Here is a 20,287-nt window from a genome sequence, read left to right on the forward strand (position 1 = left end):
CTCTGCCTTTCTTGCTGCGCACGAGGGCAAAACGATGCCCGGGGACGTGCGTCCGTGGTCACGAGAGGAAGTGAAAGATTAGCTAAGGATTGCCGAGTCGGGCTCCGGAAAAGTCACAACCGATGAATTGCGTTCCCTTGGTGAGCGCACCGCGAAGATCGGCTTCGGAGAAGTCGACACCGTTGAACACCGCGTTGCTCAAGTTCGCACCGCGCAGATCGGCATGGCGCAGATCCACGCCGGTCAGATGGATCCCGCTCAGGTCGACGCCGCTCAGGTTCGTACGCTCGAGGTCGCAGCCGCGGCAATGCGGGAGATATGCACGCAATTGCGACGGAGAGAGGCTGCGCGGGTCGAGATCGGCGCCGCTCAAGTTGGCGTCGTCGAAATTCGCGCCCTCGAGCCGCGCGTGATCGAGGTTCGTGCCGCTCAGGTCGGCGCCGACGAGCGACGCGTTTCGCAGATCCGCGTCCTCGAAGTCTGCGCCGCTCAAATTCGCGCCGTCGAAATTGGCGCCGCGCAGGTCACTGTGGCTGAAATCGGTTCCCGAGAGATTCGAACCCGCGAAATTCTTTCCGGCGAGGCTTTGCTTCGAGAAGTCGCAACCGGAGCAGTTGAACCCCTTGGTAACGTCGGCAGCGGCAACGCGTACGTGCGGCACCGTGACCTTGACGCTCGGAACCGTGATGGTTATCTTCGGTACGGTGTAGCCGGTCGCCGGCATCGTGACGGTCAGCGGCCTGGTCGTCATCACGACCTCGGGGCGTTTCCGGGGGCGCGGGCTCGCCATCACCTCGGCCGCGACACGCGGCGCCTTCGCCGTAACCGCCGGGTGCGGCAGCGGCTTCAACGGTGCGCTTGCGATTGCGGGAAGGGCCGGCAGTGCAAATGCAACCACCGGTGTGAACGCGCGCGCCAGCACGTAGCCGGCAATCAAACCGATTGCTACCGCCACGCCGGTTGCGGGCGAGATCGAGGATCCGATCGCGCGGCCCGTGCGCAGGAGCCGCTCGATACGAATCGAGATGTTCTTGCGCGTCGTGAAGACGCCCGGCGCCGCGAGCGGCTGGTGCGGCCACGCCGTCATCTCGGCCATCTTGGTCAGACAGAACGCATACGAGCGCACCGCGCCGGTCAATTCGAGTACGTAATCATCGCAGGCGACTTCACGTTCCACGTCCATCTGCCGCGCGATGAACCACACCGCGGGATTGAAGAACAGGAGGGCGGTGATCACACGTTGGAAGCCGTTCGTCCAATCGTCGTGGCGAAGCAGATGCGCGAGCTCGTGCAGACTGATTTGGTCGATCTCGTCCGGCCCGAGCCGGTCCAGCAAGTGCTGCGGCAAGAGCACCATCGCGTCGAACAAGCCGACCGCGACCGGCACCTCGGTCGCATCGGTGACGCAGATGCGCACGTCGCGATCGCGGGAACTCAAGCGCTGCCACTGCACCAGCTTGTCGCGATACTCGAGCCCGAGCGGAAGAGAGTCTCGTTTGAGACGTTCGAGCCGCGTCAATGCGACGACGAGGCGAGCCACCAGCGCGAGCGCGGCAAGCACCCAGAGCCCGAAGAGCGCCGCGGTCGCGATCGACGGCGGGTTGACCGTCACTCGAGGCGCGCTCGGCAACGCAATCGTCTTGGCGGCGGGTGCGAAGCTGGGCGCTGCTGCATGCGCCGGCGCCGCTGCGTGCGTGCTGACCGTCTGCGTCGGCACCGGTGCTGCGGCCGGCGCGCTCGCGCGTTCATACACGATATGCGTCACGCTCGTCACCACCGGAATCACGACGACTGCGGCCAGTGCGAGCGTCCACGCCGCGTAGCGCGTCGATGCGTTCACTTTACGAAATACGTGCAGCGCGAGCCAGGTAAGCCCGGCGATTGCAATTCCCTGCCAGAGGCTGTTGACGAGAACGACGAGCGCGCCGCGGGCAATGAGGTCGAAAAGCGAGGGATTCATGCGGGCTACTTCTCCTCGTAACGTTCGATCAACGAACGCAACCGGGCAAGCTCCTCGTCCGAGGGCCGCTCGGACTCAATCAATCGTAGTGCCAGTTCGCCCGAATTGTTTCCAAAAAATTTCTCAACGACGTTTTTGACGGCGCTGCTCGCGGCGCGCTCGCGCGCGATCAACGGGCGATAGACGAACGCGCGCCCAGCCTCTTCGTGCGCGACATGCCCCTTCTGCTCGAGGATGCGCAGGGTGGTGAGCACGCTGTTATACGCGATCGGCGGCGGCGGGAGGGCTTCGGTCACCTCGGCGACGGTCGCGCGTTCGAGGCGCCAGAGCACCTCCATCACGCGGAGCTCGGCCTCGGTGAGCGTGGGCGAAGGGCGACGGGGCATGCGCGGATCTCCTAACTCCTAATTCTTTAAGAGCAGAATACCCCGAGCGCGCCGTCTTGTCAACTAATAACTTAGTTCACCGTAGGCCACCACCGGGCAGTTCACCACGAAGCCGGCCGGTTTGGCCTGCGCCGCCACTTCCCCGTAGTTGGTGAATCGCGTGCTCTGCGGCGCGGTTACGACCATCGCATTCCAAAGCGGGGCGTACGCGTTGGCCGCGTAGGGATGGGCCAAGTCCGGTGCGACCGAGAGCAGATTGAACGGCGAACCCACGCTCGCGGCGCTCGCGAGCGTTGCATCCTCGCCGAGCGGCGTGCGCAGCGAGAGATAGGCCAGCCCCTGCGGCGCATCGCCGGTCTGCGGTCCGTCGACGACGACGCCGATCGGAATCTGGGCGCTCGAGGCGGCCTTCGCCAGATTCGGCGTGTAGGTCGCACGCTCGACGGCGGCCGCTCCCGCATCCGAGGCTTCCGGGCTCAGATAGTAGACCGGTTTGTCGTCGAAGAAGCCGCGCGCGAGCGCAACCGTCACGGTTTTCTTCGCCGTATCGATCGCAAGCACGCGATCCTCGGTGTTGCCGTGCGTGGTCACGTCGAACGGTCCATCGCCGGTCGCGACGATCGAGGCGTTGAGCACGCCCGCGATTCCTTGCGCGCGAACGAACGGCGAGTATTCACGATCGGCGTTTCCGCCGGGCGTTGCCGACTGCGGCGGGAATCCGGCCGGTCCGGCGATGTACGTGCGCGCGGCGCTGAAGTCCGGCGCGTCTTCGAAGGTGTACGTGCCGTCGGAATTTTTGATCGCCCGCTGCGTTGCGGCGGCACCGATCGAAGCCAGGCTTGGCGCAAAGTTTACGCCGAAACGCCTGGCCACACCGGCGTCCGACGCGTCGGTAATGATGTACCACACGGTCATGCCGTCGTGACGGCCGCGATAAAGCGGCAGCGTGGCAGTGTGGTTCGTGGTATCGACGGCGAGCGCGCTCGCGATCGTGAACATGGAATGCGGCAGCTGCGCCGCCGATGCGGGCGCGAATCCGTAGATCGCGTACGCCGCTGCGACAAAAAGAGAAAAACGCTTCAATTCGATCAACCCCCAGCGATCTTGGCACGTCGGCCTTGTGTGAGAAACCATGCAACGATACGCTCGCGGTGGTCGCCTTGGATTTCCACCACGCCGTTTTTGCTGGTCCCTCCCGTGCCGCAGTGGCGCTTGAGCGCTTTGGCGATCTCGTCGGCCTCCGCCGGCGCCAGGCCATGCACCAAGCTGACGACGCTGGCTCGGCGGCGCTCGCGCGCGACGCGGATGACGCCGTCGGCGGGCATCCCGGGTTTGGGCATGAAATGCAATTCCATGGCTCGAGTCTGTATCTTTTGCGGCGCCCACGCCGGCAAGGACGAACGCTACCGTGCACTCGCGGCGGAGGTCGCCGGCGCGTTGGCGCAGGCCGGCTACGGCATCGTCTACGGCGGCGGCCGCGTGGGTCTGATGGGATCGGTCGCCGACGCGATGCTGGCGCGCGGCGGTGAAGTCATCGGCGTCATCCCGCGCACGATGGCAAGCAGCGAAGTGGCGCACGACGGCATTACGCGCCTACACGTAGTCGACACGATGCACGAGCGCAAGGCGTTGATGGCGCAATTGAGCGACGCGTTCATCGCGCTGCCGGGCGGATACGGAACGATGGACGAGTTCCACGAAATTCTGACGTGGCGTCAGCTCCGCGTCCACGACAAGCCGATCGGGCTGCTCAATAACGACGGCTACTACGACGATCTGCTCGCGCTCTACGCTCGCATGCGGTCCGAAGGTTTTATCTCGTCCGACGGTCGCCCGCTTTTCGCCAGCGGCGACCGCATCGAGGAGTTGCTCGAGGCAATGGGACTCTAACCGTGTTCTTTCCGGTACTTCTTGTAACGCGGAATCGCTCGGGCCATCGCCGGGAGCAGCCGCATCGAGGCGGTAAGATCACCGACCGCCTTTGCGCGGCCTTTCATCAGATCGCTCGGCGACATTTCGCCGCGGTAGAGCGCATCGAAGGTGTCGGCGCGCATGAAGAGTTCGACGGTCGGCTTGGGCGCGTTCGGATCGTCGACGTACACGTCGTAGCGATGGCCCGGCTCGGGCTTGCACGTCGTGTCGAGCACGATCCGGATAACCGGGTCTTTCAACGTGTATGCGATGATCACACCATTCCCGCCGAAAAACGGGTCCTCGACCTCCGCTTCATATTTGAAGAAGGGCTCCAGTACTTCGCGTGCGTGTGCGCTGTCGCGGAATGCGCTCATGGACTCACCTCGGAGGAGACGACGGTTAGCCACACGTACGCGCACCCAGACATACGCAGAAGGAGATCGGTGTGAAGCTCACCCTTCGATCCCTTGGTAGTATATCGGTCGCGGGCGCGCTCACGCTTACTTGGTTACCGGCGATTTCGGCCGTGATGCTATCGGCCGGCCCAGCGCAAACGACGGTCGCCTAAGCGCCTCCGAGCGGCCCCGGCGGAACCTCCTTGCGAATGCTCGCCATTATTCGGTGAGCGCCATCTTGATGACGCGCTCTTGCTCGACGGCGTGGGCGCCGGGATACCCTTCCGAGGGAGAGGCGCGATAGCCGCGTCCGGCGTAGCCGATGTCGAGCGGCTTTTTCAACTTCTCGAGCAGACGCCGGCGCGCGTACGCACGTGCGCCCATGTTCTTCGGCTCCTCTTGCACCCACACCAATGATTTCAAGTTTGGATAAGTGTCGAGCAGCGCGTTGATCTCTTGCGAAGGCATCGGCGAAAGCAGCTCGATGCGCACGATCGCCGTCTTCTTCATCTTTGGATAGAGTTCCGAGCCGATCAGATCGTAGTAGATCTTGCCGGAGCAGAGCAGGATGCGTTCGATCTTACTCTTGTCGCTCACGTTCGGATCGTCGATAACGGGCTTGAATGTGCCGCTCGCCATTTCGTCGATCGAACCCGAGGCGGCCTCGGCGCGCAGCAGCGACTTGGGTGTCATGACGACGAGCGGTACCGGATTGGGTGAACTCGCCTGGGCGCGCAAGAGATGGAAGTAATTGGCCGCGTTCGACGGATACGCGACGCGCAGGTTGCCTTCGGCGGCGAGTTGTAGGAAACGCTCGAGCCGGGCGCTGGAATGTTCGGGCCCCTGGCCTTCGTAACCGTGTGGGAGCAGCAACGTCAGACGCGAGGTTTGCCCCCACTTCGCCTGTCCGGCCGCGATGAACTGGTCGATGATGATCTGCGCGCCGTTGACAAAGTCTCCGAACTGCGCTTCCCAAAGCACGAGCGACTTCGGCACGGCGGCGGCGTAGCCGTACTCGAAGCCCAGCGCCGCATATTCCGAGAGCGGGCTGTTGTGGATTTCGAAGCTCGCTTTCGCCGCGCCGACGTGCTGCAGCGGAATATATTCGGCGTCGCGCGAGGGATCGTGCAGCACCGCGTGGCGATGGCTGAACGTTCCGCGCTCCGTGTCCTGACCGGTGAGGCGAATCGGCACCCCGGAGGCGAGGAGCGATGCAAAAGCGAGGGCTTCGGCCATGCCCCAATCGACCAATCCCTTCTCGGCGATCGTCGCTTTGCGGCGCTCGAACTGCGTGACGAGTTTCTTGTTGATCGTGAAGCCGCCCGGAACGGTTACGACGTCGTCGGACCATTCCAGCAACTGCTGCTTGGTGATCGGCGTCAGCGTCGCGGTCGGCAGCGGGGCGTTCTGCGAGATCTTCTCGATCATGCTGCCGCCCTCGGATTCCTTGACGTTCTTGTACGCCTCTTGCAGACGCGCGGTCGCCTCGACGACCATTTCATTTGCCTGTTCCGCCGTCACCACGCCTTGCGCGATCAGCTTGTTGGCGAAGAGCTCACGTGCGGTCGGGTGCGATTTGATCTTCTCGTACATCGTCGGTTGCGTGTACGCGGGCTCGTCCTGCTCGTTGTGACCGAAGCGGCGATAGCCGATCAGATCGATCACCACGTCGCGTGCAAAGCGCTTGCGAAACTCTTCGGCCAGATGCACGGCCGAGATGCAGGCGTCCACGTCGTCGGCATTGACGTGAATGATCGGCGCATCGAAACCTTTGGCGATGTCGGAGGCATAGCGCGTCGAGCGAGAATCGCGCGTATCGGCGGTGAAGCCGATCTGGTTGTTGGCGATGATGTGCAGCGTGCCGCCGGTCGCGTAGCCCGGGAGCGATTGCAGGTTGAAAACTTCCGAGATGATTCCCTGGCCGGTGAACGCCGCATCGCCGTGAATGAGAATCGGCGCCGCCTTGCGCACGTCGAGCGAAGGAGCGGCGCCGTTGCGATCGGTCTGCAACGCGCGCGCGCGCCCTTCCACCACCGGGTCGACGGCTTCGAGATGGCTCGGATTGTGCTGCAGCGTCACCATGATCTGCTTGCCGCTCGACGTGTCGTAGACGCCGGTCGCGCCGTGGTGATACTTCACGTCGCCGGTGACGTCGTCGTCGGTGCTCATCTCGCCGCGTTGATGCGCCGCCTCGAACTCACCGATCAGCTCCTCGTACGGCATGTTCACGACGTGCGCGATCACGCTCAGGCGGCCGCGGTGCGCCATCCCGAGCACGGCATTTGGCGTGCCTTCGTCCGCGAGCATCTCGAGAATCTCTTCGAGCATCGGCACCATGATGTCGAGCCCCTCGCCCGAGAAGCTTTTCTGGCCGAGAAACATCTTACGAATGTAGCGTTCGAACGTCTCGACCTTGGTCAGGCGCTGGAGCACGCGCGCCTGTCGCTCGGACGAGAGCGAAACGCGGCTTGCGCCGCTCTCGATCGTTTCGCGCAGCCAGCGCCGCTGCTCGGTATTCGAGATGTGCTCGAATTCATACGCGATCGTCGAACTGTAGATCTCACGCAGTTTGGGAAGCACGTCCGCGAGCGTCGCACCGGGTACGTGCACGTGGAGCACCGAGGCGGGAATCGCGGCTTGCAGCGCGGGCGTGAGACCATAGGTCGCCGGATCGAGCTTGGGATCACCGATCGGCTCCGCGCCGAGCGGATCGAGATGCGCGGCCAGGTGTCCGTGGGTGCGATAGCCCGAGACGATTGCCATCCCCGCCGCAACCGCGCGCAACATCTCGTCGCTGGGCGCGACCGGCTGTTGCGGCGCCGAAGCGGCGCCGTCACCCTGAGCTTGTCGAACGGCGGGCGGCTCGAACGGGCCGGCTTTCACGCCAAGCTGTGCGAACAGCATTTCGTAGAAATCGTCCGCGCCTTGCAAGAGCTGATCGATACGGCGCAGATATTCGCCCGACTGCGCGCCCTGGATCACGCGATGATCGTAGGTGCTCGTCATCTGCATCACTTTGCCGACGCCGAGCGAACGCAGCGCGCTCTCCGGCGAATTCGCAAACCCGGGCGGATAGCCGATCGCGCCGGTCGCGAGGATCGCGCCCTGCCCGGCCATCAAGCGCGGCACAGAGGCGACGGTGCCGATGCCGCCCGGATTGGTCAGCGTGAACGACGCGCCTTGCAGATCGTCGGCGCCGAGTTTATTGTCGCGCGCCTTGGCGACGAGATCCTGGTACTTCGCGTAAAAGCCTGCGAAATCGAGCGCGTCGGCATTCTTGATCACGGGCACGATCAGGAAACGCGAGCCGTCCTTGCGTTCGGAGTCGACCGCGAGGCCGAGATGAATGCCCGGCTCGAGCCGCTGCGGCGCGCCGCTGGGATCGCGGCGGAAGCTGTAGGTGATGAACGGCATCTCGGCGGCGGCGCGCACCATCGCGTAGGCGATGATGTGCGTGAACGAGATCTTCTCGCTGCGGCCTGCGGCTTTGACCGCGTTGTTCAGTTCTTTACGGCGCGCATCGAGCACGTCGACCGCCAGCGTGCGAAAGCTCGTCGCGGTCGGAATCGTCAGCGACTGCTCCATGTAGCCGGTCAGCGCCGCGGCCGGTCCCTTGAGCGGCGTGACCTTCGCACCGCTCGGTACGGGTGCGCTCGTTGGCGCGCCGGGTGCGCTGCGTTTGCGCGCACCATTCGCTTGGGCGGAAACATCGCCGCGCAAGATCAATCCGTTCGGACCCGATCCGCGAATCGAAGCCAGATCGAGTTCGAGTTTGTTCGCGACGCGGCGCGCCTGCGGCGAGGCGGCGACTTCGCTCGTTCCCGCACTTCGAGGCAGCGCTTCGCGCTGCACCTCAGCGTGACGGTTGGCGTTGTCATCCGCAGGAGCCCGCACAGCGGGCGCACCCGCAGCGCCGACTTCGATTTCGGCCAGCTTTGCGCCGACACTAATCGTGTCGCCCTCCTTGCCGAACAGCTGCGTGACCACGCCCGAGGCCGGTGCCGGCACTTCGACGTCGACTTTGTCGGTCGTTACGTCGACGATCGTGTCGCCCTCGTTGACCTGGTCGCCGACGCGCTTGCGAAACTCGACGATCGAACCTTCGGTGACCGACTCGCCCATCTCCGGCAGCGTGACCGCGACGATTTTTGCTGCTTTCGCTTTGGGCGCACCGTTCGTCGCCGGCGCAGCCGTCGCGGTGACGGCCCCATTGCCGTTTTTCGATGTGTCGATCTCGGCCAGCGGCGCACCGACCGCGACCGTGTCGCCTTCTTTGCCGAAGAGCTGGGTGATCACACCCGCGGCGGTCGCCGGTACTTCGACGTCGACCTTGTCGGTCGTCACGTCGACCAACGTGTCGCCTTCGTTGACCTGGTCACCGACGCGCTTGCGCCACTCGACGATGGAGCCTTCGGTGACCGACTCGCCCATCTCGGGGAGGGTTACCTTGACTACCGCGTCAGCCACGTTCGAATGCTCCGTCCTAGTAAAGGGGAAAGTAAGACTTCCCGCCATTCTAACCCGGCCCTGGCGCGCGAGGATACGACCAGGGGCGCCCGGCGCTAGGCCGCCCCTACGAGCCGCGCGATCGCGAGGCTCGAGAGCGCGATCGCGATCCAGAGGATCGCGCCCAGGACGAGCGGGCGCATCCCGGCGCGGCGGATTTTCTCGACCTCGGTTCCCAGGCCCACTCCGGCCAGCGCGACCGTGATCGAAAAGAGCGCGAGTTCTTGCAGCGGCCCTTGCGCCGCCGGTGGGATCAGGCCGAACGAGTTGAGTGTCGCGGCCGCGAGAAACCAGAGGATGAACCAGGGTACGATCGCGCGCCAGTTGATGGCCGCCTCGCCGCGCGCGTGCTGAATCTTGCGCCACCCGTAAAACAGCACGATCGGAATGATCAGCGTCGTGCGCGTGAGCTTCACGATCACGGCCGCGTTCCCGGCGACCCGTCCATACGAAAACGACGCCGCGACCACCGACGACGTATCGTTGATCGCGGTGCCGGCCCACAGGCCGAACGCGTGTTGCGAGAGCTGCATCAGATGGCCGAGCGCCGGAAAGATCAACACCGCGACGACGTTGAACAGGAAGACGACGCCGAGCGAGTAGGCGACATCGGCTTGATCGGCCTCGATCACGCTCGCCACCGCAGCGATCGCCGATCCGCCGCAAATCGCCGTGCCGACACCGACGAGGCGGCGAATGTTACGATCGAGTCCGAGCAGACGACCCACGACGTAGGCGAGCACGAGCACGATCGCGAGCGTGCCGAGCATCACCGGCAGCGAATGCGCGCCGCCCTGCGCGATCTCGCTCAAGCTCAAGTGCGCGCCGAGCAAGACGATCGACCATTGCAAGAGCTGCTTGGCGGCGAAGGTGATGCCGGGGCTCAGCACCGGGCTCGGCGCGCGCAGCGTCGCGAGGATCGCGCCGATGACGATCGCAAAGACCGGCGCGCCGACGATCGGTACGGCGTGTCCCAACACCGCAGCAACGATGGCGACGGCGAGCGCGAGCAAAAAGCCGAGCATGGCTCGCAGCTTCGCGGTGCCGGCAGCATGTCTTTTGCGACAATAGTCGAAGTTCATCGATCGTGAACGCGTTGGTCGATCTGCTCTTCCTGCTCGTCGGCATCGCGCTCGGTGCATTCGTGATGTTCGTACGTCAGCGCGGCGAGCGCGCCGCGATCGACGCGCTGCTCGAGCGGGCGAAAAACGACCTGCGCGAGGCAACGACGCACCAGGCGGGAGAGCGCGTCGGGCAGATCGTGGCGCCGATTGCCGAACGGCTGAGCGAGTTCGATCGCATGGTGCGCGAGATCGAGAACAAACGCAGCGAGGATAGCGGTGCCCTGCGCGCGCAGCTCGCGCAGCTGCTCAGCCGCGCCGACAAGATCGAGTCGGCCGCGAACGCGCTCTCCAATCAAACCTCCACGCTGGTCACCGCGCTGCGCAGCCCGACGACACGCGGCAAGTGGGGTGAGATCCAACTGCGCAACGTGGTCGAGAAGGCCGGTATGCTCGCCTACTGCGACTTCGACGAACAGCAGACCGTCGCGTTCGAATCGGGCCGCGGCCGACCCGATATGACGATCAAATTGCCGGGCGGGCGCCGCGTCTTCGTCGACGCGAAAGCGCCGACCGACGCGCTCCAAGCGGCGCTCGAGTCGGCCGACGACGACGCGCGGCGCGACCTGGTCAAACGCCACGCCCGCGCGCTGCAAGATCACGTCGACGCGCTTGCCAAGCGCAACTATCAGAGCGGCGAGGGTTCGGCCGACTTCGTGATCATGTTCGTGCCGGGCGAAGCGTTCTTGAGCGCGGCCTGCACCGAGAATCCGATGCTGATCGAGTACGCGCTCGATCGCAGCGTGCTGATCGCGGGTCCGCTTTCATTGATAAGCCTGCTGCGCTCGTTCGCCATGGGCTGGCAAGCGGTCAAGCAAGAAGAGAACGCGAAACGCATCGCCGCGCTCGGGCGCGAACTCTACGAGCGCACCGCGCGTTTTGCCGACCGTCTCGTCAACCTCGGGCGCCATCTGGAGCGCTCGGTCGGCGCGTATAACGAAGCCGTCGGCACGTACGAATCCCGGCTCTTACCGCAAGGACGCAAGCTCAAAGACGAGTCCTCGATCGGGGGCGAGGAGTTGCCCGAACCCAGCGTGATCGACTTGTCTCCGCGCGCCGTGACCGCGCTCGATGCGGAGTCGCGCGACCGCCGCGCTAAACGCGATCCGGCCGAGCCGAATCTCTTCCAGAATTATTGACTCTTGCTCTCGAGCGTCTTGAGCGCGGCCAGCGTGTTGGCAACGTGTTCGCTGGGGTTGAGCGACGTGTAGCTATAGACGATCGTGCCGTCCGGCGCGATCACATACGACGTGCGGTTGGCGTACTGCGGGTGCCCGGCCAGTACGGAGTCATATTCCTTCTCGACCGTTTGATCGGTGTCGGCCGCGACGGGAAATTTGCTGCGGCATTCGCTCACCGAAAATCTCTGCAGTTTGTCGAGCGGGTCGTGCGAGACACCAATGACGGTCGCATGAAGCGCCTTGTATCGATCGATGGCATCGGCAAAATCGTGCGCTTCGATCGTGCATCCCGGCGTGAAGGCAGCCGGATAGAAATACAACACCACCGGCCCCTGCTTGAGCGCGTCGGCAAGACTGAACGTGAACACGTTTCCGCCTTGCGTCGCCTGCAGCGTGAAATCCGGCGCCTTGGTTCCGTTCGGTAGCGCTGCGAGCGCGGGAGCGATGATGCAGATTCCGGCGATCAGGCCGGCGAGGATGGATTGACGAACCATGCTGACACCCCTATTCGTCCCCGACATGGGTTTTCGCGGGTGCGGAGAACCGTCGGGCCATGTCCGAATGGATTCCCTACGCGACGAGCGATGACCCTTCAACCGAGGTTTCGATCGACGTCGATTTCGACGGCGAGCGCGAGTTTCAACGATCCCACCCGTACCTCGTGACGCTCGCGATCACGAAGTTCGCGACCGACGGCGACGGACAACCAACCGACGCGGCGGCTAGTGAGATTTTCGAACTCGAAGGGCGCCTCGAAGCTGCGGGTGAGGAACACGATGCGGAACCGGTCTGCACGGTTAGCCGTTCGGGGACGTACGAAATCTACAGTTACGCGGCGGATGCGGCCGCGGCCGATGGATTGAAAGCGGCCGCTGCCGGCACTTCGCTGCGCGTCGACGTTCGCGTCGAACGCGACGCCGCCTGGACGACGTACGAACGCTACATCTTACGCGGTGAGGAACTCGAGGAGGCGCGCGACGCCGACCAGATCGCGCAGATGGACGAGGCCGGCGAGGATCTCACCCGGCGCTATGAGATCATTTTCGACTGCGAGGTTCCGGCGGAATCGGTTCGCGCGGCGATGCGCGCCCTGCAGAGTGCCGGCTTCAGCACGTCCGAGGAGGACGAAGAGTTCGAAACCGTGGTCGAGGCCGGCCGCACGATGCTGCTCACGCCGCAGAACCTCAAAGCCGCGCGCGCAGAAATCGAGGGCGTGATTACGCCGCTCGGTGGTACGTACGAGGGCTGGGGCATCAATCCCGACGACGACGAACTCGATGAAGACGAGGACGATGCAGGGTGATTTACAAGCCCATGAGACGGGCGATGACCAAACGTTGGACCTCGTTGGTGCCTTCGCCGATCTCGTTGATCTTTTGATCCCGGTACATGCGCGAGACGGGATACTCGTCCATGAATCCGTAGCCGCCGTGGATTTGCACCGCCTCGTTGACGACGCGGCGTGATACTTCGCCGGAGTAGAGCTTGGCCAAGCTTGCGGTCTGCACGAAGTCGCGGCCTTCGTCTTTCTCCCAGGCGGCGCGCAGCACCATCATCTTGGCGTGCTCGATCTCGCAGAGCATGTCGACCAGCTTGAACTGGATCGCCTGGAACTTGCTGATCGGTCTCCCGAAGGCGATGCGGTCGCGCGCGTAGCGCAACGCCTCGTCGTAGGCGCCCATCGCGAGGCCGACCGAAAGCGCCGCCACCGAGATCCGCCCGCCGTCGAGAATCCGGAGAAACTGACGGTAGCCCTCGCCCCGTGGACCGAGCAAGTTCCCCTCGGGCACGGCCGCGTCGACGAAACTGAGCTCGCGCGTGTCCGACGCGCGCCACCCCATCTTCCTATACTTCTTGCTGCGGCTGAAGCCGGGGGTGTCTTGCGGCACGATGACGTTCGAGATCTCCGGCTTCCCGTCGGGTCGGGCGCCGGTCACCGCGGTAATCGTCGTGCCGGCGCTGATCGTCGTCCCCGAATTGGTGATGAAGGCCTTGGTCCCGTTGATCACCCAGTGGCCGTCGCGCAGCTGCGCCTTGGTTTGGCAGTTGCCGGCGTCGCTGCCCGCATTGGGCTCGGTCAGGCCGAATCCCCACAGCGCTTTCCCCTGCGCAAGGGGCACCAAATACTGCTGCTTCTGCTCTTCCGTGCCGAACAAATAAAATGGCGAGGCACCCAGCGAGATGTGCGCGGCCATAGTGATCGCGGTCGACGCATCGACGCGCGCGATCTCCATCACCGCGAGCGCGTAGCTCACCGTGTCGGCACCGGCGCCGCCGTATTCTTCGGGAAACGGCAGACCCATGAACCCGAGTTCGGCCATCTGCGCGACCAGCTCGTAGGGAAAGGCCTCTTCCCGATCCATCTCCTCGGCCCGCGGCCGCACCTCGTTTTGCGCGAAATCGCGCGCGAGCCGTTGGATCGCCTTCTGATCGTCGGTCAGGTCGAAATTCATAGCTCGGAGGTATAGGTCGTGCCCTGCGGAAAAACCCTTTTGCAGCGATGATTTCCCTTCGCAACGTTTCGCTGGTCTACCAAAATGGCGTGCGTGCTCTCGACAACGTCAGCTTGGAGATCGCTAAAGGCGACTTCGTGTTCCTCGTAGGCCATTCGGGAACGGGCAAATCCAGTTTGCTGCGGCTGCTCTATCGCGAAGCGCTTCCCACCAACGGTGAGATCACGGTCGACGGTATCCGCGTCGAACACCTGCGTCGCGGACGCGTTCCGGCCCTACGGCGCCACCTCGGCGTCGTTTTTCAAGACTTCAAGCTCCTGAACGAAAAAACGGTTTGGGAGAACGTCGCTTTTGCGATGCAGGTCACCGGCGCGCATACGAAAGACATCACCCGCCAGGTGCCGCGTACGCTCGATCTCGTCGGGCTCGCGCACAAGAGCCGCATGTATCCGGGTGAACTCTCCGGCGGCGAAGCGCAGCGTACCGCGATCGCGCGCGCCCTGGTCAACAATCCGAAGATTCTTCTCTGCGACGAGCCGACCGGCAATCTCGATCCCTCCAACACGACCGAGATCATGGAGCTGCTGCTGCGCATCAATCTCAAAGGCACGACGGTGCTCGTTGCCACGCACAACCAGGCCGTCGTCGATCGCATGCGTCGGCGCGTCGTGCGCCTGGAAGACGGCAAGGTCGTCACCGACGAAGAACGGGGCTACTACTATCTTGGACTCGGGCAAGGTCAAATTCTTTCTGGGTGAGGTGTTGCGCAACTTCACGCGCAACGCCGGCATGCAGGCGACCGCAATCGGCACGGTCGCCATGACGATCGTCCTCCTCGGTGCGTTTCTCTTCGTACGAACCGCCCTCGCCGGCGTCGGGAACGATCTGCTCAATCAGATCGAGATCTCCGTCTACTTCGCGACCGACGTTTCGAGCGCTCGGGAAGACGCGCTACGCTCCGCACTGGCCCACGACCCGCGCATCGCCTCGACGCAGTTCGTCCCGAAGAAGCAAGGCTTGGCCGAACTGAGCGCCGAGACGCACGGCCAGATCGACACCTCGCTGCTCACCGAGAACCCGCTGCCCGATAAGCTGCGTGTCTGGGTGCGCGACCCGAAACTCGTGCAAACCGTCGCGCAAGAATTGCGCACGCGCCCCGGCGTCGATACGGTCGTCTTTCCGCAGACCGTCGTAGCGCGGCTGCTGCAACTCGGTGACGTGCTCCACCGCGTCGGAATCGGCGTCATCGTGCTCTTCCTAGTCGTCGCCGGCATCATCATCTCGAACACGATCCGCCTGACGGTCTTCGCGCGGCGCCGCGAAATTTCGATCATGCAGCTGGTCGGCGCAACCAACCTCTACATTCGCGCGCCGTTCATCTGCGAAGGGCTGTTGGACGGCGTCTGCGGTTCGCTCCTTGCGGTCGCCATGCTAACGATCGCGCGCTACGCGCTCTGGCCGAAACTGATGCTCGCTCTTCCGTGGATTCAGTTGAACGCCGGGACCGTCGACGCGCCCGTGCTCGTGGCGGAGCTGATCGCGGCCGGGGGCGCCATCGGCGCAATCGCGTCCTGGGTCTCGGTCGGGCGCCATCTCCGAACGTAGCGTCACATCGATGCACCTCCGCGTCGACGTCGATTTCGATGCGCTCGCGCAGTGCATATCGGACGGCATCGCCTATCTCGACGCCGACGGCCGGATCGCGGCGTGGAGCGACGGTGCAGCCGCGATTACCGGGATCGACCGATCCAAGGCGATTGGAACGGGACTCGACGAGCTCTTCGCGCGGGTCGATCCGCCGCTCGGTTTCGCCGTCGTTCCCGAACGGCTCGAAATGCTCTGCAGCGACGAGCGGCAGCGCATCGTGCACGCTACCGTACTCTCGATCGACGAGGGATGGCTCATCTCGTTCGGCCGCGAGATGCGGTTCGCGGTGATCGAACAACTCAAAGACGAGATCGTGGCTGCGGTTTCGCACGAACTCAAGACGCCGATCGCAACCATCAAAGCCTTTGCCATTACGATGCGCGACAATCCGGAAGCGCTCGCCGCCGAGCGCCACGACTATTTGGCGACGATCGAAGAACAGGCCGACCGGCTCTCGCGCGCCGTCGACGATCTGCTCCTGCTCGGGCGCGTCGGGCCCAAACATCTGCTTTCCAAGCGCGAGCGCGTTACGCTCGATGCAATCCTCGACGACGCGCAGGCGCGTCTTGGCCCAAGCGCGGCGAGCCGCATCGAGCGCCGCTCGACCGGGATCACGCTGAGCGGCGATCCGGCGCTCTTGCGCGATGCGATCGTGCATCTGGTCGACAACGCGCTCAAGTTCTCGCCGGATACGGCGGAGGTGCTGATCGAAGGCGGCGAGGACGGTTCGACCGCTCAGGTGCGCGTCACCGATCGCGGAATCGGCATCGCCGACGAACACTTGCCCTACATTTTCGAACGATTCTACCGGGCCGATCAAAACTTGACCGCAGCGACCGGCGGCAGTGGGCTCGGTCTCACCGTCGTGCACGAGATCGTGCAGGCACACGGAGGCTCGCTCGCCGTACAAAGTACGCCCAGCCGCGGCACGACCATCACGATCTCGCTGCCGGGTAGGCCGGTGGATCCGTGAAGGACCTTGCGCAAGGCGACGGTCATCGCGTGCTCGTGGTCGACGACGATCGCAACCTGCGCAAGATCATCTCGACCAATCTCGAGCTTGCGGGTTTCACCGTCGAGTCCGCGTCCGACGGACCCGAGGCGCTGCGCGTGATCGAGCAAGCCCAGCCCGACGTCGTGCTGCTCGACCTGATGATGCCGCATATGGACGGATACGAAGTTGCGCGCCGGATTCGCAAGCATCAAAACCCCTCGATTGCCAACGTGCCGATCATCATTCTCACCGCGAAAGGCGAGACGGAAGACAAGCTGCGCGGGTTCGAAGCGGGCGCCGATGATTACATCACCAAACCGTTCGGTCCGCAGGAGTTGCTCGCGCGTGTGCGCGCCAAGATCCGCCGCGTCGAGGTCGATTCCTCGCTCTCTCCCCTCACGCGGCTGCCCGGAAACCTCGCCATCGAAACGGAATTGCGCCGCCGCATCGACGACGCCGAGTCATTCGCGGTGATCTACATCGATTTGGACAACTTCAAGGCGTTCAACGACGTTTACGGCTTCACGCACGGCGACGAAGCGATCCAAATGCTCGCCCGGATCACCGTCGACATCGTACGTCGGCGCGGTACCAACACGGATTTCGTCGGTCACATCGGCGGCGACGATTTCATCGTCGTTACGCAGCCCGACCGGTCCGAAGAAATTGCCAAAGAGATCATTGCCGAATTCGACCGCGACATCCGCAATCTGTATTCCGCCAAAGACCTGCGCGCGGGCTATATCGAAACGCGCGACCGCCGCGGGGCCCTCAACCGCTTTCCGATCATGACGATCTCGATGGCTCTCGTACTCAACGATCGCGGTCAGCTCGGCAACTACGCGCAAGTTGGTGAAGCCGCCGCCGAGCTCAAGCGCTATGCCAAATCGATCGCCGGTTCCGTTTACGTGAAAGACAAGCGCCGCCCGTGAGGATGCATACATGAAAGTTCGGTCGATCTTCTGTGTTTTGCTGCTCGTCTTCGTTTCCGCCGCCGGTGCGGCCGGTGCGAAGACCTCGTCGCTGCAACAACGCATCGACGCCCAGCGGCGCAAGGCCCAGGCACTCCAGGCGAAGCTGCACGCCAAGAAAGCCGAACTCGGCATGGCGACCCTTCGCGTTACGAGCCTGCGGGCAGAACTCGACCAAACCAATGCTGCGATCGGCACCGTGAACGCGCGCATCGGTTCCTTGAGCGCGCAGGAGAATTCGACGCAGCGCAAAGTCGATTGGAACACGATCCAACTCGACGCCGCTCAACGGTCGTTCAAACTCCACGACGAAGCACTGCGCCGACGTCTCGTCGACATCTACGAAAACGGCGACCTCAGCTATGCGGCCGTGCTGCTTTCGGCGCGCTCGTTCAGCGAATTCGTCGAGCGCTGGGAAGATCTGCGCTTGCTCATCGATGCGAATGAGACCGCGGTGCGCGAGCGGCGCGCGGCGGAGGAGCGCGTTGCGAGAGTGCAATCCGACCTACAACGCACTCAGCTCGAGCTCGACGACGAAGAGCACGCGCAAGCGCAGGCGCGCGATCAACTCGGCGCGCTGGCGCAGGAGCGCCAAAATCTGGTTGCGATCGCCGACCAGCAACGGCGCCGCGTCGCAACCGAGGTAGCCGACATGGAGGGACTCTCCGCCTCCGAAGAGGCGCAGCTCGAAAGCTTGATTCAAGAACGCGAACGCGAAGAGGAGGCGCAACGCAAAGCCGAGGGCATCGCCGCGCCGGAGGTGACCGGGGCTGCCCGGATGTTCGACTGGCCGGTTTCCGGGCCGGTCACCTCGCCCTTCGGCTGGCGCTCGAACCCGTTCGGCGGTGCACCGGAGTTTCACCAAGGGCTCGACATTGCCGCGCCGATGGGTACCACCATCACCGCGTCGGCCGCCGGTACCGTGATAATGGCTCAGTGGTACGGCGGCTACGGCAACTACATTTTGATCGACGACGGCGGCGGCTACTCGACCGGCTACGGTCATCTTTCGGCGTTCTACGTCTCGGTTGGCCAGCAGGTCAAGCAGGGGCAAGCAATCGGCGCGATCGGCTGCACCGGCGAATGTACCGGCCCGCACGTCCACTTCGAGATCCGCATCAACGGCAAACCGGTCGACCCCGCCCCCCGTTTGCATTCGTAGGCGACGACGACACGATTATTAGGGGCGCCCTAGGGGAATCAACGGCTCGGCAGCGCGCTTACGCGCCCCATAACGTGGGGGCCCCGCGCAGCGGGGGGCGCGGAGCCTCGGGCGTAGCGCCTTTGGAAGGAAACGGATTGTGCCTCACCCGTCGTTAAGCTAGGCGGGTATGATCGATCCCATGGCCGGAAGGTTCCGCGCGCTGATCGCAGCGCTCGTCGTTCTCATCGTCGCTCTCTGCGGCGCTCTTTACGTTGCGGCGCACAGCATGACGAGCGGGACCCCGCACTCGCTGATCAGCCTCAACGTCGCGGAGCTGCCCGATTCCGCCGGCGGCGCAGGCGGCGCCGCTCCCGTCGACCTTTTCGATAAGGCCATAACCGATCTCAGCACGGAGTACTATAAGCCGTTCAATCCGCGGGCGCCCTTTCGCGGCGGCACCGCGGCGATCGATAAGTATCTCGAGGCCAACCACGTCAAGCATCCCAAGCTTCCAACCGAGTTCGCCACCGGCGATCCCGAGCAGGACGCGCAAACGCTCGCGCACGACGTCGCGTACGCAGAGCACACGTACGGTAAGCGGCTCGGAGCCGACGGCGCGACCGATCTGACCGAGGCGGGTTTGAGCGGCGTGATGGATTCGGTCGACGATCCCTACACCGTCTATCTCACGCCCAAAGAAATCCAGAGCTTGAACGAATCGCTCAACGGCGGCGATTTCGGCGGCATCGGCGTCTACATCTTACAGCTCAAGGACGGCGACGTGCTCCTGCAGCCGATCGACGGCGCACCAGCGGCTCGCGCCGGGATGAAGCCGGGCGCGATCGTCGACACCGTTGACGGGCGCAAGGTACACGGCGTGCCGATCGATATCGTCGAGCGGTGGATTCGCGGCGCGCAGGGCACGCAAGTCGTGCTTACGACCCACCAGTATAAGTCGACCGCCGAACGCCGCTTCACGATCACGCGCGAGATCATTCACGTGCCCACCGTCAGCAAACACATGGAAAACGGGTACGAGTACATCCGGCTGAGCGATTTCGGCATAACATCGCCGGCCGAGATGAAGAGCGCGCTGCTCTACGGGCGCAAGCACAACGCCAAGGGCTACATCCTCGATCTGCGCTACAACGGCGGCGGCCTGGTCGAAGCCGCGGTCAAAATCTCGAGCCTCTTCATCCCGCAGGGCACGATCGTCTCGACCGTCGACCGCGAAGGACATCGCCAGATCGAAGAGGCGCTTGGAGACGCGATCGGCGGCGTGCAGCCGCTCGTCGTTCTGGTCAACAAGTACACGGCCAGCGCATCCGAGATCACGGCGGGTGCGTTACAGGATTACCACGCCGCCACGCTGGTGGGCGTGAAGACCTTCGGAAAAGGCGTCATCCAGAGTATCTACGACATGCCCGACGGCGGCGCGCTCAAGATCACGACCGCGAGCTACCTAACGCCGCTCGGGCGAGAAATCCAACACAAAGGCATCGTTCCGGACGTTATCGTTCCACAGAGCGACGACGTGCCGCTCGATACTCCGGCTGACAAGCAACTGGCTGCGGCCAAGGCCAAACTCGCACAACTTCTGAAATAGATCGGTTAC

Annotated in this window: 18 protein-coding genes; 9 read left to right on the top strand and 9 right to left on the bottom strand. The window is 63.9% G+C overall.

Annotation, left to right across the window (positions count from 1 at the left end; genetic code table 11):
- Nucleotides 1–82: 82 nt before the first annotated feature.
- The 4 genes from VMF11_02785 to VMF11_02800 form a co-directional block, all read right to left on the bottom strand.
- A complete protein-coding gene (locus VMF11_02785; protein HTU69222.1) occupies nt 83–1,960 on the bottom strand; it encodes a pentapeptide repeat-containing protein in 1,878 nt (625 codons plus the stop codon).
- Nucleotides 1,961–1,965: 5 nt separating this feature from the next.
- A complete protein-coding gene (locus tag VMF11_02790; GenBank protein ID HTU69223.1) occupies nt 1,966–2,346 on the bottom strand; it encodes a BlaI/MecI/CopY family transcriptional regulator in 381 nt (126 codons plus the stop codon).
- 63 nt (nt 2,347–2,409) lie between these two features.
- A complete protein-coding gene (locus VMF11_02795) occupies nt 2,410–3,438 on the bottom strand; it encodes a hypothetical protein (protein ID HTU69224.1) in 1,029 nt (342 codons plus the stop codon).
- Nucleotides 3,435–3,701 carry a hypothetical protein gene (locus tag VMF11_02800; protein ID HTU69225.1) on the bottom strand — a complete coding sequence of 89 codons (267 nt, stop codon included), beginning with the start codon at nt 3,699–3,701 and terminating at the stop codon, nt 3,435–3,437. The genes VMF11_02795 and VMF11_02800 overlap by 4 nt, the downstream gene beginning before the upstream one ends.
- On the opposite strand from VMF11_02800, the gene VMF11_02805 reads away from it, so the two are divergent.
- Nucleotides 3,700–4,236, top strand: coding sequence for a TIGR00730 family Rossman fold protein (locus VMF11_02805; protein HTU69226.1), 537 nt, complete (start codon nt 3,700–3,702; stop codon nt 4,234–4,236). The two genes, VMF11_02800 and VMF11_02805, sit on opposite strands and share 2 nt — an antisense overlap.
- Here the strand turns inward: VMF11_02805 and VMF11_02810 are convergent.
- The 3 genes from VMF11_02810 to VMF11_02820 form a co-directional block, all read right to left on the bottom strand.
- Nucleotides 4,233–4,634 (bottom strand): hypothetical protein, encoded by a 402-nt coding sequence (locus VMF11_02810; GenBank protein HTU69227.1) that lies wholly within the window; start codon nt 4,632–4,634, stop codon nt 4,233–4,235. The two genes, VMF11_02805 and VMF11_02810, sit on opposite strands and share 4 nt — an antisense overlap.
- A gap of 240 nt (nt 4,635–4,874) precedes the next feature.
- The gene (locus tag VMF11_02815; protein ID HTU69228.1) at nt 4,875–9,122 is read right to left on the bottom strand and encodes a multifunctional oxoglutarate decarboxylase/oxoglutarate dehydrogenase thiamine pyrophosphate-binding subunit/dihydrolipoyllysine-residue succinyltransferase subunit; all 4,248 of its coding nucleotides are present in this window, start codon (nt 9,120–9,122) and stop codon (nt 4,875–4,877) included.
- A gap of 95 nt (nt 9,123–9,217) precedes the next feature.
- Nucleotides 9,218–10,186, bottom strand: a complete 969-nt coding sequence (locus VMF11_02820) for a putative sulfate exporter family transporter (GenBank protein HTU69229.1) — start codon at nt 10,184–10,186, stop codon at nt 9,218–9,220.
- Between the two features lie 62 nt (nt 10,187–10,248).
- Between VMF11_02820 and VMF11_02825 the strand changes: the two genes are divergently transcribed.
- Complete coding sequence (locus VMF11_02825; protein ID HTU69230.1) at nt 10,249–11,421, top strand: DNA recombination protein RmuC; 1,173 nt, start codon at nt 10,249–10,251, stop codon at nt 11,419–11,421.
- Here the strand turns inward: VMF11_02825 and VMF11_02830 are convergent.
- On the bottom strand, nt 11,415–11,957 hold the full coding sequence (locus tag VMF11_02830) for a peroxiredoxin (GenBank protein HTU69231.1): 543 nt from the start codon (nt 11,955–11,957) through the stop codon (nt 11,415–11,417). The two genes, VMF11_02825 and VMF11_02830, sit on opposite strands and share 7 nt — an antisense overlap.
- A 59-nt stretch (nt 11,958–12,016) precedes the next feature.
- Here VMF11_02830 and VMF11_02835 point away from each other — a divergent pair, with 59 nt between their 5' ends.
- A complete protein-coding gene (locus tag VMF11_02835; GenBank protein ID HTU69232.1) occupies nt 12,017–12,766 on the top strand; it encodes a DUF695 domain-containing protein in 750 nt (249 codons plus the stop codon).
- 1 nt (nt 12,767) lies between these two features.
- On the opposite strand, the gene VMF11_02840 is transcribed toward VMF11_02835, so the two are convergent.
- The gene (locus VMF11_02840) at nt 12,768–13,916 is read right to left on the bottom strand and encodes an acyl-CoA dehydrogenase family protein (GenBank protein ID HTU69233.1); all 1,149 of its coding nucleotides are present in this window, start codon (nt 13,914–13,916) and stop codon (nt 12,768–12,770) included.
- Between the two features lie 47 nt (nt 13,917–13,963).
- On the opposite strand from VMF11_02840, the gene ftsE reads away from it, so the two are divergent.
- The 6 genes from ftsE (at nt 13,964) to VMF11_02870 (ending at nt 20,278) form a co-directional block, all read left to right on the top strand.
- Nucleotides 13,964–14,674: a cell division ATP-binding protein FtsE gene (ftsE, locus tag VMF11_02845; GenBank protein ID HTU69234.1), complete on the top strand. Its 711-nt coding sequence runs from the start codon at nt 13,964–13,966 to the stop codon at nt 14,672–14,674.
- A complete protein-coding gene (locus tag VMF11_02850; protein HTU69235.1) occupies nt 14,640–15,521 on the top strand; it encodes a permease-like cell division protein FtsX in 882 nt (293 codons plus the stop codon). Before ftsE ends, VMF11_02850 begins: the two co-directional genes overlap by 35 nt.
- A gap of 10 nt (nt 15,522–15,531) precedes the next feature.
- On the top strand, nt 15,532–16,536 hold the full coding sequence (locus tag VMF11_02855; protein ID HTU69236.1) for a PAS domain-containing sensor histidine kinase: 1,005 nt from the start codon (nt 15,532–15,534) through the stop codon (nt 16,534–16,536).
- Nucleotides 16,533–17,489, top strand: coding sequence for a response regulator (locus VMF11_02860; GenBank protein HTU69237.1), 957 nt, complete (start codon nt 16,533–16,535; stop codon nt 17,487–17,489). Before VMF11_02855 ends, VMF11_02860 begins: the two co-directional genes overlap by 4 nt.
- A gap of 10 nt (nt 17,490–17,499) precedes the next feature.
- Nucleotides 17,500–18,690, top strand: a complete 1,191-nt coding sequence (locus VMF11_02865; GenBank protein ID HTU69238.1) for a peptidoglycan DD-metalloendopeptidase family protein — start codon at nt 17,500–17,502, stop codon at nt 18,688–18,690.
- A 169-nt stretch (nt 18,691–18,859) separates the two neighbouring features.
- On the top strand, nt 18,860–20,278 hold the full coding sequence (locus tag VMF11_02870) for a S41 family peptidase (GenBank protein ID HTU69239.1): 1,419 nt from the start codon (nt 18,860–18,862) through the stop codon (nt 20,276–20,278).
- Nucleotides 20,279–20,287: the final 9 nt, after the last annotated feature.

This window comes from Candidatus Baltobacteraceae bacterium, from assembly GCA_035502855.1.
Classification (GTDB): domain Bacteria; phylum Vulcanimicrobiota; class Vulcanimicrobiia; order Vulcanimicrobiales; family Vulcanimicrobiaceae; genus Aquilonibacter.